The organism is Curtobacterium flaccumfaciens (genome assembly GCF_004361695.1).
In the GTDB taxonomy this organism is placed as follows: Bacteria; Actinomycetota; Actinomycetes; order Actinomycetales; family Microbacteriaceae; genus Curtobacterium; species Curtobacterium flaccumfaciens_B.
In genome coordinates, this window is the sequence record NZ_SNVW01000001.1 from 391,201 (window position 1) to 403,827 (window position 12,627).

Sequence of the window (12,627 nt, forward strand, 5' to 3'; positions counted from 1 at the left end):
GGACGGCAGCGGCGACCGTCCGACGGCCTGGAGGCGCGGTGCGGGCTGGCACCGTGCCTCCAGGCCGTCGTGTGGTCACGAGGCGGACGGGACCCCGCCGGGGTAGACGACCGACTTCAGGGAGGCCGGGTCGGTGTCGCTCTCGAGGGCCTCGCGGACGTCGTCGAGGCCGAAGCGCCCCGTGACGAGCGAGTCCAGGTCGACCTGCCCGGATGCGACCAGCTCGATCGCGACCGGCCACGTGTTCGTGTACCGGAAGATGCCGGTGACGGTGACCTCGAGGTTCTGGATGTGCTCGACCGGCAGCGTCATCTCGGAGTTCCCGAGGCCGACGAGGACTGCTGCGCCGGCGGGGCCGACCGCCTTGATGCCGTCCGAGACCGCGCGGGGCGCCCCGCTGGCGTCGATGAACGCGTCCACCGGCACGATGTCGGAGGCGACCGACACGACGGTGGGGTCGACGACCTCGGTGGCCCCGTACTGCAGGGCACGCTCGCGGCGTTCGGCGACGAGGTCGCTCACGACGATCCGCGACGCCCCGAACGCCTTCGCGGCCTGCGCGCAGATGATGCCGATCGGACCGGCGCCGGCGATGAGGACCGAGGACCCGGGGACGATCCCGGCCTTGCGGACCGCGGCGATCCCGACCGAGAGCGGTTCGAGCAGTGCGCCGGCCTCGAACGACACCGCGTCGGGCAGGGTGTGCGCGAACGCGGACTCGATGGTGACGAACTCGGCGAACGCCCCGTCGATCGGCGGCGTCGCGTAGAAGCGCATGGACGGGCAGAGGTTGTAGCGGCCGGCCAGGCACTGCGCGCAGCGGTGGCAGGGGCGCTGCGGCTCCACGGCGACGCGCTCGCCGACGCGGGAATCGTCGACGCCGTCACCCACGGCGACGATCGTGCCGGAGAGCTCGTGGCCGAGGACGAGGGGCTCCTCGACGACGAAGTCCCCGATGCGGCCGTGCCGGTAGTAGTGCACGTCGGAGCCGCACACGCCGACGGCCGCGACGCGGACGAGCACGTCGCCCGGGTCGACCTCGGGGACGGGGCGGTCCTCGACGGTGAGGTCCTGGGTGCCGAGCAGCACGCTGACGCGCTGGTGCTGGGTGGAGGTCATGCGGGTCTCGCTTCCTCGGCCGCGGCGGCGCGGCCGGACGTGGTGGTGGGGAGGGTCGTGCTCGTGCTCGTGGGGAGGGTCGTGCTCGTGCTCGTGCTCGTGGGGAGGGTCGCGACGACGGCCGCCTCGATCCGGGCCGGGTCGCGGAGCAGGTCGCGGAACGCGATCTCGGCGGCACCGTGCACGAGGACGTCGCGGCCGAGTGCCGCCGGCACGATGCGGAGCCGGTCGGTCATGCCCGTCATCGACTGCGCGCGGACGTCGTCGACGATGCGGTCGCCGACGTGGTCGAGCAGGACGCCGAGGAACCCGCCGAGCACGACGACCTCGGGGTTGACGGTGTGGATCGCGGTGCGGAGCGCGGTGGCCAGTGCGGCGACCTGTCGGTCCACGACCCGCTCGACCTCGGGCCGCCCCTCGGCGAGCGCACCGGCCAGGGCCTCGAGGTCGTCGGGCGGCGTCCCCGTCGCGGCGGCCAGGGTGTCGCGGGACGCCTCGGTCTCGAGGCAGCCGACGGCGCCGCAGTGGCAGCGGACGCCGTTCGCCGCGACGAACGTGTGCCCGAGTTCACCGGCGTAGCCGTCGGCGCCGCTGAGGGGGCGCCCGCCGGTGATCACGCCACCACCGATGCCGCTCGCGCCGCCGTTCAGGTAGACGAGGTCGTCGACGCCGCGGCCGCTGCCCCCGAGTCGCTCCGCCCACGCGCCGAGGTTCGCGTCGTTCGCGGCTCGCACGGGCAGACCGGTGCGGGCGGCGAGCGGGCCGGCGAGGGGCTCGTCGTGCCATCCGAGGTGCGGGGCGTACTGGACGGTGCCGTCCTCGACCCGGACGGTGCCGGGGACGGCGACGCCGATGCCGACGAGCCGGAGCGCGGGGGACGCGGTGGGGTCGCCGCCGACAGCCGGGTGCCGGACCCCGTCGAGCAGTGCCGCGACGGTCTCGACGGCCTCGGCCGCGGTCGGTGGGCGGTCCTGCGGCGAGACGAGACGCGCCCGCACCGTGCCGTCGAGTCCCACGAGCGCGACGGACACGGCGTCGATCTCCACCGTGACCGCCGCGGCCACGACGTCGGCGGCGGCACGCACGACAGGACTCGGCCGGCCCACCCCCGCACCGGGCGAACCAGCCGTCGGGAGCTCCTCGTGCAGCAGCCCCAGGTCGACGAGTTCGCCGACGAGGGTCAACGTGGTCGAACGGTTCAGCCCGGTGCGCCGGGTGACCTCGGCGCGGGTGATCGGCCCCGCCTCGTGCACGAGTCGGAGCACGCGCGCGGCGCTCCCTACGGCCGCCGGCACTCGGGGCCGGGCGTCGCTCACCGCGACCGCGAGAACGCCGCGTCGAACGAGGCCTCGGGCGGCGCGATGGTGCCGAGCCGCCGGACGAAGGCCAGCGCCTCCGGTGCGCCGACGAGTCGGTCCATCCCGGCGTCCTCCCACTCGACGCTCGTCGGGCCGGTGTACCCGATGTGGTTGAGCACGCGGAACACCCGCTCCCACGGCACGTCGCCGTGGCCGGCGGTGACGAAGTCCCACCCGCGGCGGGGGTCGCCCCACGGCAGGTGGCTGCCCAGGCGTCCGTTCCGGCCGTCGAGCTGCTTCACCGACTCCTTGCAGTGCACGTGGTAGACCCGGTCGGCGAAGTCGAGCAGGAACGCGGCCGGGTCGAGGTCCTGCCAGACGAAGTGCGACGGGTCGAAGTTGAACCCGAAGGCCGGGCGGTCCGCGAAGACCTCGAGCGCGCGCTTCGCGGTCCAGTAGTCGTAGGCGATCTCGGACGGGTGCACCTCGAGCGCGAAGCGGACGCCGACCTCCTCGAACACGTCGAGGATCGGCGACCAGCGGTCGTGGAAGTCCTGGTACCCGGCGTCGATCATGCTCGGTGGGACGGGCGGGAAGCCCGCGACGGTCTTCCAGATCGACGATCCGGAGAACCCGGTGACGGTGTCGACCCCGAGCGCCGCGGCGGCGCGGGCGGTCCACTGGAGCTCCTCGGCGGCGCGCTGTCGCACGCCCTCCGGGTCGCCGTCACCCCACACGTGCGGCGCGAGGATGTCCTCGTGCCGCTGGTCGATCGGGTCGTCGCAGACGGCCTGGCCGGTCAGGTGGTTCGCGATGGTCCACACCTGCAGGCCGTTGCGTTCGAGGATCGCCTTGCGGTCGGCCACGTAGGCCGCGTCGGTCGCCGCGCGGCGGACGTCGAGGTGGTCGCCCCAGCAGGCGATCTCCAGCCCGTCGTAGCCCCACTCGCCGGCGAGTCGTGCGACCTCCTCGAAGGGCAGGTCGGCCCACTGCCCGGTGAACAGGGTGACCGGCCTGGAGGCACGGGTCGTCTCCGTCATGCTCGTTCCTTCCTGCTGTGCCCGGGTCGACACTGACCCGCGCGGCTGTGCCGTGGTCGGCCCGCGGTGCGGGTCACCAGGTCTCCGGTCGTGCCCCGGCGGGCACGGTCGCCGGTCGCTCCACGCGGGAGTCGACGGTGACGACGGTGTGCTCGCGGCCGGCGGTCGCGACCGCCTCCATCACCTCGAGCACGTGGTACGCCACGTCGCCGGAGGCCCGGTGCGGACGGTCCGTCGCGATCGCGTGCGCCATGTCGGCGAGCCCGTACCCGCGGCCCGCGTCGGCGTACCCGGCGGACACCGGCAGTTCCCGCCACTCGCGGTCGTCGGCGGTCGCGATCGACACCGGGTCCGAGAACCGGTTCGGGTCCGGCACGGCGAGGCTGCCCGCGGTGCCGTGGACCTCGAAGAGCGGTGCCCGGGTGGCCCAGACCTCGAACGAGACGGTGACGGTGGAGACCACGCCGCTCTCGTGCTCGAGCACGGCGACGACGTGCGTGTCGACGTCGACGGGGATGGGTGCGCCGGCGAACGGGCCGGTCGCGATGCTCCGCTCACGGCTGGACCGGGTGGCGCTGCCGCTGACCCGGGCGACCGGGCCGAAGAACTGCACCAGGCTCGTCAGGTAGTACGGGCCCATGTCGAGCAGCGGGCCGCCGCCGGGCTGGTAGTAGAAGGCGGGCGCGGGGTGCCAGAGCTCGTGTCCGGGGGCCGTCCACGAGACCGCGGCGCCGACCGGGTCGCCGATCCGGCCGTCGTCGAGGACGGCGCGTGCGGTCTGGATGCCGGTGCCGAGCACGGTGTCCGGGGCGCTCCCCACCCGCAGGCCGCGCTCGGCGGCGAGCGCGAGGACCGCGGAGCCCTCGGCGGTGCTGAGCGCGAGGGGTTTCTCGCCGTAGACGTGCTTGCCCGCCTGGAGCGCACGCGTCGCGACCTCGGCGTGCGCGGCCGGGATCGTCAGGTTGAGCACGACGTCGACGTCGTCCGCGGCGAGCAGGTCGTCCACGCTCGTGCCCCGGACGCCCTGGGCCGCGCCGACGGTCTGCGCCCGCTCGACGTCGAGGTCGGCGACCGCGGTCAGGGCGAGCCCGGGCAGTGCCGGGAAGTGCTCGAAGTACTGCTGACTGATGTTGCCGACGCCGATGACGCCGACCTTCAGCGGGCTGCCCACAGCAGACCCCTCTCGATGATCGTGCGGAGTGGCTGCGACTCGACGACCTCGAGCCGGTGCCCGGGTGCCGAGACGAACACGCGTCCCTCGCCCCACTGCCGGGTCCAGATCGCGGGCGCGGTGACGGGACGGTTCCAGGCGTCGAAGTCCCGCGCCTCCTGCGTGGTGGTCGCCAGCACGTCGTTGTACTCGTCGGAGAGCACCCAGTACTGCTCGGTCACGAGGTCGAAGTCCTCGATGCCCTGCGTGACGGGATGCGACCTTCCGAGGTCGGTGATGTGCACGGTGTACGGGATGTAGTTGTCCGACTGCTCGCCGATCCGCTCCGACGGGTGCTTGCCGGCGTGGTGCGCGAACTGCCCACCGATCATGTGGAGGTAGTCGGCGGTGTTCCGGAACGCGTCCGCGATGCCACCGTGCCACCCGGCGAGTCCGGTGCCGTTCAGCACCGCCCGCTGCAGTCCGGCGAACTCGTCGTCGGCGATGGTGGACATCGTGACCACCTGGACGACGAGGTCGACGGTGTCCATGACGGACGCGTCGGTGTAGACCGCGGTGCCGTCCTCGACGCGGACGTCGAAGCCGTTGTCGCGCAGGAACGGGACGAACAGGTCGGTGGTCTCGACGGGCTGGTGGCCGTCCCAGCCGCCGCGGACGACGAGGGCCTGGCGCGCGGCCATCAGATCACCGTCCAGCTGCTGCCGTCGGCGGCACTGCGCTCGACGGCGTCGAGGACCCGCTGCACGTGCAGGCCGTCGTCGAACGACGGCGACGGGTCGGTGCCCGCGACGATCGCCTCGACGAAGTCCTTCACCTCGTGGCTGAAGGTGTGCTCGTAGCCGATGAGGTGCCCGGTCGGCCACCAGGCGGCCATGTACGGGTGCTCGGGTTCGGTCACGAGGATCCGCTGGAAGCCCTGCGCGCCCGCCGGGGCGGTCGCGTCGTAGAAGCGCAGCTCGTTCATCGACTCGAGGTCGAACTGGATCGCGCCGGCCGACCCGCTGATCTCCAGCGTCAGGCCGTTCTTCCGGCCGGTGGCGTAGCGGGTGGCCTCGAAGGACCCGATCGCACCGTCGGCAGCGCCGCCGCCGAGCCGTCCGAGGAAGAAGGCGGCGTCGTCGACGGTGACCTGCCCGCGCTCGCTCGACGCGGTGCCGGACAGTCCGACCCCGTCGGCGAGCAGGGGACGTTCCGGCACGAAGGTCTCGAGCGTGCCGGACACGGTGGTGAGCTGTGCGCCGGTGACGTGCTCGACGAGGTCGATGGCGTGCGCGCCGATGTCGCCGAGCGAGCCGGAGCCGGCGAGCGACTTGTCGAGCCGCCAGGTCATCGGGCCGTCCTCGTCGGCGAGCCAGTCCTGCAGGTAGAGCGCGCGGACCTGCCGGATCGTGCCGAGCCGGCCGGCCTCGACGAGCTGCTTCGCCAGGGCGATCGCGGGGACGCGACGGTAGCTGAAGCCGACCATCGAGCGGACCCCCTTCGCCCGTGCGGCGTCGGCGGCCGCGGTCATCGCCTCGGCCTCGGCGACGGTGTTCGCGAGCGGCTTCTCGCAGAGGACGTGCTTGCCGGCCTCGAGCGCGGCGATCGCCACGTCGACGTGCGACGACCCCGGCGAGCAGATGTCGACGACGTCGATGTCCGGGTCGGTGACCACGGCCCGCCAGTCCGTCGAGGCCGTCTGCCAGCCGTACTGCTGCCGCGCGGCCTCGGTGCGCTCCGGATCACGGCCGACGACGACCGCCATCTCCGGTTCCACCCCGAGGTCGAAGAACCGCGGTGCGGTCCGCCACGCCTGTGAGTGGGCGGCTCCCATGAACCCGTGCCCGACCATCGCGACCCGCAGCCGTTGCTGCCCGCGTCGTTCTTCCGCCATCCGCTCGCTCCTTTGCGATCACGTCCTTGCCACAGCCAACACTACCGCTTATGTTGGGCGCGGCAACATTTTGTTTCGACGACGAACGGTGACCACCATGGCAACGACGCCCACCCGTGCAGACAAGTTCTCCTTCGGTCTCTGGACCATCGGCTACAACGGCTCCGACCCCTTCGGCGGACCGACCCGCCCCGCCCTCGACGTGGTCGAGGGAGTCGAGAAGCTCGACGAGCTCGGGGCCTACGGCCTGACCTTCCACGACGACGACCTCTTCGCGTTCGGCTCGACCGACGCCGAGCGCCAGAAGCAGATCGACCGCCTCAAGGGCGCGCTCGAGGCGACCGGGATCATCGTGCCGATGGTGACGACGAACCTCTTCTCCGCCCCGGTCTTCAAGGACGGCGGCTTCACCTCGAACGACCGCCAGGTCCGCCGGTTCGCCCTCCGCAAGGTGCTCCGCAACATCGACCTCGCCGCGGAGCTCGGCGCGTCGACGTTCGTGATGTGGGGTGGCCGCGAGGGCGCCGAGTACGACAGCGCGAAGGACGTGCAGGCCGCGCTCGAGCGCTACCGCGAGGCCGTCAACCTGCTCGCCCAGTACGTCACTGACAAGGGCTACGGCATCCGGTTCGCGATCGAGCCGAAGCCGAACGAGCCCCGCGGCGACATCCTCCTGCCGACCCTCGGTCACGCCATCGCGTTCACCGAGACCCTCGAGCGTCCGGAGATGTTCGGCATCAACCCCGAGGTCGGCCACGAGCAGATGGCGGGCCTGAACTTCACCGCCGGCATCGCCCAGGCGCTCTACCAGGGCAAGCTCTTCCACATCGACCTCAACGGCCAGCGCGGCATCAAGTACGACCAGGACCTCGTGTTCGGTCACGGCGACCTGCAGAACGCGTTCTCGCTCGTCGACCTGCTCGAGCACGGCGCCCCGCAGGGCGGCCCGGCGTACGACGGCCCCCGTCACTTCGACTACAAGCCGAGCCGCACCGAGGACATCTCGGGCGTCTGGGACTCCGCCGCCGCGAACATGCGCATGTACCTCCTGCTCAAGGAGCGCGCCGAGGCGTTCCGCGCCGACCCCGAGGTGCAGGCAGCGCTCGAGGCCTCGAAGGTCCCCGAGCTCTCCACCCCGACTCTCAACGCCGGCGAGTCGTACGACGACTTCCTCGCCGACCGCTCCGCCTACGAGGACTTCGACGCCGACGCGTACTTCGGCGGCAAGGGCTTCGGCTTCGTGAAGCTGCAGCAGCTCGCCATCGAGCACTTGATGGGTGCTCGTGGCTGAGCTGGTGGCGGGGGTCGACTCGTCGACCCAGTCCTGCAAGGTCACGATCCGCGACGCGGCGACCGGCGCGGTCGTCCGGGAGGGGCGCGCGACCCACCCGGACGGCACGTCCGTCGACCCCCGCCACTGGTGGGACGCCCTCGGCACCGCGGTCGCCGACGCCGGCGGGCTCGAGGACGTCGCCGCCGTCGCGATCGCCGGGCAGCAGCACGGCATGGTCGCGCTCGACGCCGACGGCCGCGTGGTCCGCGACGCCCTGCTGTGGAACGACGTCCGCAGTGCGGACGCGGCCGCGCAGATGGTCGACGAGCTCGGCCGGGATTCCTGGGTCGCCCGGACGGGACTGGTTCCGGTGGCGTCGTTCACCGGGACCAAGCTGCGCTGGCTCCGCGACGCCGAGCCCGAGAACGCGGCCCGCGTCGCGGCCGTGGCGCTCCCCCACGACTGGCTGTCGTGGCGGCTCCGCGGCTACGGACCGGCGGACGAGAGCCCGCTCGGCCCCGACCTCGACGCCCTGGCGACGGACGCGTCCGACGCCAGCGGCACGGCGTACTGGGACCCGGTGCGCCGCGAGTACGACCCGGAGCTGTTCGAGCTCGCCCTCGGCCGTTCGATGCGCACGGCGCTCGGCGAGTCGGGTCCCGCGAGTGCCGACGACGCCGTGGTCGTGCCGCGGGTCGTCGCCCCCGACGAGGCGATGGGCACGCTGTCCACCGACGTCGCGCTGCCGAACGGTGCGCTCGCACCGGCCGGCCTCATCGTCGGCGCCGGACTCGGCGACAACGCCGGGGCAGCGCTCGGCCTCGGACTGGGACCGGGCGACGTCGCGGTGTCCCTCGGCACGAGCGGCACCGTCTTCGGGGTCAGCGACGCCGAGGTGCGTGACCCGAGCGGGACCGTGGCGGGCTTCGCCGACGGGAGCGGGTCGCGCCTCCCGATCGTCACGACGCTCAACGCGGCCCGCGTGCTCGAGGTGATCGGACGGCTGCTGGGCGTCGACCACGACGCCCTCGGCGAGCTGGCGCTCACGGCGCCGGCCGGAGCCGACGGGCTGGTGCTCGTGCCGTACTTCGTCGGGGAACGGACGCCGAACCGGCCGGACGCGACCGCGTCCCTGCTCGGGATGACCCCGGAGACCACGGACCGCGCGCACCTGGCGCGGGCCGCCGTCGAGGGGATGCTCTGCGCCCTCGCCGACGGGCTCGCCGCGGTCGAGGCGACCGGTGTCACCGTGTCACGGCTGCTGCTCATCGGCGGCGCCGCACGCAACGAGGCCGTCCGCGTCGTCGCCGCACAGGTGTTCGGCCGCGACGTCGAGCTCCCCGCTCCCGGCGAGTACGTCGCAGCCGGGGCCGCACGACAGGCCGCCTGGGTCCTCACCGGCGCCCTGCCGTCGTGGGACCTCGACACCACGGTCGTGCCGGCGGACCCGCAGCCCGCGGTCCTCGAGCAGTACCGCGCCGCAGCGGCCTGAGCCTCGTCCGCAGTCCGGTTCCTGGCAGGATCGGGCGTACCTGGTCGGAAGTCTCGACCAGGTACGCCCGAATCGACCCGGTACGCCCGAATCCACCTCGCCCGGAGGACACCCATGCCGTTCACCGACCTGCCCCTCGACGCGCTCCGCACCCACCGTGCGGACGTCCGTCGCCCCGCCGACTTCGACGCCTTCTGGGCCGACACGATCGCGTCCGCCCGCGCCGCCGGAGCGGACACCGCCCCGACCCTGGTGCCCGCCGACACCCCGGTGACCGGGCTCGTCATCGAGGACCTCACCTTCCCGGGCTTCGCCGGCGACCCGGTCCGCGCCTGGGTCGCGCGCCCGGTCGGCGCCACCGGTGACCTGCCGGTCGTCGTCGAGTTCCTCGGGTACAACGGCGGCCGTGGCCTGCCCGGTGAGCGCGTCTCGTGGGCCCTCGCCGGGTACGTGCACGTCGTGATGGACACCCGCGGCCAGGGCAGCGGGTGGGGCACCGGCGGTGACACCCCGGACCCGCACGGCTCCGCCCCGCACGTCGGCGGCTGGATGACCAACGGCATCACCGACCCTGCCGACCACTACTACCGCCGCGTCTTCACCGACGCCGTCCGCCTGGTCGACGCCGTCCGCACCCTGCCCGGCGTCGACCCCGCACGCATCGCCCTGACCGGTGGCAGCCAGGGCGGCGGGATCGCGATCGCCGCCGCCGCGCTCGTCGAGGCGCACGTCGGCCCGATCACCGCGGTGCTGCCCGACGTCGCGTTCCTCTGCGCGTGGGAGTCCGGCACCGCCGTGGCGGTCGGCGGGCCGTACCGCGAGCTGGCGACCTACCTGTCCGTGCACCGCGACGCCGCCGAGACCGTCTGGGACACCGCCGCGTACTTCGACGGGGTGAACCACGCCGCGGGCATCACCGCACCGGCGCTGTTCTCGGTCGCGCTGATGGACGACGTGGTGCCGCCCCGGACGACGTTCGCGGCCTACAACGTGCTCGGGTCGACGGACAAGGCGATCGAGGTCTACCCGTACAACGGGCACGAGGGCGGGGCGTTCCGGCACTGGGAGCGGCAGGTGGCGTTCCTCCGCGAGCGCGGCTGACGGGGCACCGTCCCGCGCGGACGGGACCGAGTTGCGCGAGATCGCAGGTCGGGCGCGTAGGGATGGTGCACGGGCTCGTCGGGGAGCCCACCGTCGCGGGAGGAGCGTCCGATGCAGGTGCGACCGTTCCACACCGATGCGACGCCGGGCGTGCACCACGTGTTCGACGACTGCACCGACCTGCCGGAGGGCTGCAAGCGCGTGCGCGGCACCCACGGCTGGCCGATGTGCGTGCAGTGTCTGCAGCGCCTGGGGTCCTGACCGGAACGAGCACGACGGGCCGTCCGTAGGGTCGAGGGATGACCTCGGCCACCCCGGCACTGCTCGCACTCCTCGTCGGTTCGGCGATCGCGATCGCCGGCCTGGTGCCGTGGGCGGCACTGCAGTACCGGCGACGCGGGACCCTGGGCATCGGCAACGCGGTCCTCGCCTTCCTCGCGGTGGTCTACGGCCTCGCCCTGGTGACGTACACGCTGCTCCCCCTGCCGGACACGAGCGAGGTCGCCGCCGTCTGCCGGTCGGCGTCGGGCCCGCAGCTCACCCCGTTCGCCTTCGTCGGGGACATCGCGAAGGAGGGCGGCCTGAGCGGCCCACGGTCGCTGCTCGGCAACCCGGCCGCGGCCCAGGTGGTCTTCAACGTCGTCCTGTTCGTGCCCCTCGGGATGCTCGTCCGGCACGTCTTCCTGCACGGACGGTTCGTCGCCGGGGTGGTCGTCGGCACGGTCGCCGGCTTCGCGGTCTCCCTGCTCATCGAGTGCACGCAGCTCACCGGCGACTGGTTCCTCTACCCCTGCGCCTACCGGTTGTTCGACGTCGACGACCTCTTCGCGAACACGCTCGGTGCGCTGGTCGGCACCCTCGTCTCGCCGGTGCTGTGGATCCTGACCCGGCACCGTGGGGAGTCGACGGCGGGCGTGCCCCGGCCGGTGACGGTGTGGCGGCGGGGCTTCGGCATGTTCTGCGACCTGCTGGCGGTCACGCTGACCTCCGGCGCGCTGGTCTCCGTCACGAGTCTCGCCTTCGCGCTGGCCGGGCACGACCTGCGCTCGACGCTCGCGAGGGTCCTGCTCGCGACGCTGCCGTTCGTCGCGCCGGCCCTCCAGCTGGTCCTCGTGCTGACGACCGGACGCACCCTCGGCGAAGCCGTCGTCCGGCTGCGCCCGGAACCGCGTCCGTCCGGGTGGCAGCGTCTGGTGCGGTGGGCGGCCGGCTCCGGCGGGTGGGCCACGGTCTCCGCCGCCGCCTTCCCCCTGTCCGGTCTGCTCGCCTTCGCACTCGCCGTCGCGGCGCTCATCGGTCTGGTCGCGACCCGTGACCGCCGTGGGTTCGCGAACGCGGTGGCACGGTTGGGTGTGCAGGACGAGCGCGCGCCGGACGAGACGGTGCGGACCGTGGGCGCGGCCGACGTCACCAGCTGACGGCCTGGAGGCGCGGTGCCAGCCCGCCACGCGCCTCCGGGCCCGCGAGCGGTGCGGACCAGGGCACCGGCCGCGTCCGCCGGGGCTCCTCCCGCGCGCAGCGCCCGTCACCGGGCTCCGGTGACCGCCGCCCACCGATCGGCAGGCTCGTCTGCGCGAGCCGCTCGCGGAGCGCCGCCCACAGCCAGGGATCGCCTCGGAACCCGAACTGCATCGGTGGTCGTTCGAAGAGGTCGCCGACGGTCGTCGGTGTCGTGTCCGCACCCATGCCACCATCATCGTGGCGGTCAGCGGGAGACCGGCGGCGTCCAGACCGGGGTGTCGCTGACGGCCTCGGCGACGCGTCGGCTGGCGGCGCCGAGCTGACGGGCCTGCGCCGCGGTCAGCGAGTCGAAGACCAGGCGGCGGACGAGGGCGTGGTGTGCCGGGGTGGACTCCTCGACCTGCTCGTGTCCGGCGTCGGTGAGGACGGCCAGGGTGAAGCGACCGTCCGCCGGGTCGACGACGCGTCGCACCCACCCCTTCGCCTCGAGCCGGGTGACCGCCCGGGACGGCCGCGAGAGCGTGCAGCTGGCGTACCCGGCGAGCACGCTCATCCGCAGCGTCCGCTTCGGCGCACGGTCGAGGGCGAAGAGCACGCCGTGTTCGAAGTGGGTCAACCCGCTGTCCCGTTGGAGCTGGGCGTCGAGTGCCGTCGGCAGGCGTTCGAGCAGGGTGGCGACCGCCGCCCAGACTTCGAGCTGCTCGTCGCTGAGTCCGCCGGGGTCCGTCACGGTTCGAGCGTACCAGGGTGACTTGCTCAGGCAAGTGAAACCGTCTACGGTCACTTGCCTGGGCAAGTC

The 12,627-nt window shown here is 73.2% G+C and carries 13 protein-coding genes; 5 read left to right on the top strand and 8 right to left on the bottom strand.

The genetic code is table 11. The annotated features are described in order from the left end of the window. Positions 1 to 75: 75 nt before the first annotated feature. The 6 genes from EDF64_RS01785 to EDF64_RS01810 all read right to left on the bottom strand — a co-directional run bounded on the left by EDF64_RS01785 (position 76) and on the right by EDF64_RS01810 (position 6,501). Positions 76 to 1,119, bottom strand: coding sequence for an NAD(P)-dependent alcohol dehydrogenase (locus EDF64_RS01785; RefSeq protein WP_133518372.1), 1,044 nt, complete (start codon positions 1,117 to 1,119; stop codon positions 76 to 78). After that, positions 1,116 to 2,384, bottom strand: coding sequence for an ROK family protein (locus tag EDF64_RS01790; RefSeq protein WP_243736200.1), 1,269 nt, complete (start codon positions 2,382 to 2,384; stop codon positions 1,116 to 1,118). Before EDF64_RS01790 ends, EDF64_RS01785 begins: the two co-directional genes overlap by 4 nt. Positions 2,385 to 2,431: 47 nt before the next feature. Further along, positions 2,432 to 3,457 (bottom strand): sugar phosphate isomerase/epimerase family protein, encoded by a 1,026-nt coding sequence (locus tag EDF64_RS01795; RefSeq protein WP_133518374.1) that lies wholly within the window; start codon positions 3,455 to 3,457, stop codon positions 2,432 to 2,434. 73 nt (positions 3,458 to 3,530) lie between these two features. Further along, on the bottom strand, positions 3,531 to 4,628 hold the full coding sequence (locus EDF64_RS01800; RefSeq protein WP_133518375.1) for a Gfo/Idh/MocA family protein: 1,098 nt from the start codon (positions 4,626 to 4,628) through the stop codon (positions 3,531 to 3,533). After that, positions 4,613 to 5,308: a ThuA domain-containing protein gene (locus EDF64_RS01805; RefSeq protein ID WP_432207005.1), complete on the bottom strand. Its 696-nt coding sequence runs from the start codon at positions 5,306 to 5,308 to the stop codon at positions 4,613 to 4,615. The genes EDF64_RS01800 and EDF64_RS01805 overlap by 16 nt, the downstream gene beginning before the upstream one ends. Next, positions 5,308 to 6,501, bottom strand: coding sequence for a Gfo/Idh/MocA family protein (locus EDF64_RS01810; RefSeq protein WP_133518376.1), 1,194 nt, complete (start codon positions 6,499 to 6,501; stop codon positions 5,308 to 5,310). The genes EDF64_RS01805 and EDF64_RS01810 overlap by 1 nt, the downstream gene beginning before the upstream one ends. A gap of 97 nt (positions 6,502 to 6,598) precedes the next feature. Here EDF64_RS01810 and xylA point away from each other — a divergent pair, with 97 nt between their 5' ends. The 5 genes from xylA (at position 6,599) to EDF64_RS01830 (ending at position 11,785) form a co-directional block, all read left to right on the top strand. Then, entirely contained in the window at positions 6,599 to 7,792 is a 1,194-nt protein-coding gene (gene xylA / locus EDF64_RS01815) for a xylose isomerase (protein ID WP_133518377.1), read from the top strand. Beyond that, complete coding sequence (locus EDF64_RS01820; protein ID WP_432207006.1) at positions 7,779 to 9,266, top strand: FGGY family carbohydrate kinase; 1,488 nt, start codon at positions 7,779 to 7,781, stop codon at positions 9,264 to 9,266. The genes xylA and EDF64_RS01820 overlap by 14 nt, the downstream gene beginning before the upstream one ends. 114 nt (positions 9,267 to 9,380) lie before the next feature. Then, entirely contained in the window at positions 9,381 to 10,367 is a 987-nt protein-coding gene (locus EDF64_RS01825) for an acetylxylan esterase (RefSeq protein ID WP_133518378.1), read from the top strand. Between the two features lie 111 nt (positions 10,368 to 10,478). After that, positions 10,479 to 10,628 carry a hypothetical protein gene (locus tag EDF64_RS18050; RefSeq protein ID WP_166645556.1) on the top strand — a complete coding sequence of 50 codons (150 nt, stop codon included), beginning with the start codon at positions 10,479 to 10,481 and terminating at the stop codon, positions 10,626 to 10,628. A gap of 38 nt (positions 10,629 to 10,666) precedes the next feature. Continuing rightward, positions 10,667 to 11,785 (top strand): VanZ family protein, encoded by a 1,119-nt coding sequence (locus tag EDF64_RS01830; protein WP_133518379.1) that lies wholly within the window; start codon positions 10,667 to 10,669, stop codon positions 11,783 to 11,785. Here EDF64_RS01830 and EDF64_RS01835 read toward each other — a convergent pair. Further along, positions 11,775 to 12,053 (bottom strand): hypothetical protein, encoded by a 279-nt coding sequence (locus EDF64_RS01835; RefSeq protein ID WP_133518380.1) that lies wholly within the window; start codon positions 12,051 to 12,053, stop codon positions 11,775 to 11,777. The genes EDF64_RS01830 and EDF64_RS01835 overlap by 11 nt on opposite strands. Positions 12,054 to 12,072: 19 nt before the next feature. Then, on the bottom strand, positions 12,073 to 12,558 hold the full coding sequence (locus tag EDF64_RS01840; RefSeq protein WP_133518381.1) for a MarR family winged helix-turn-helix transcriptional regulator: 486 nt from the start codon (positions 12,556 to 12,558) through the stop codon (positions 12,073 to 12,075). Between the last annotated feature and the right edge of the window lie 69 nt (positions 12,559 to 12,627).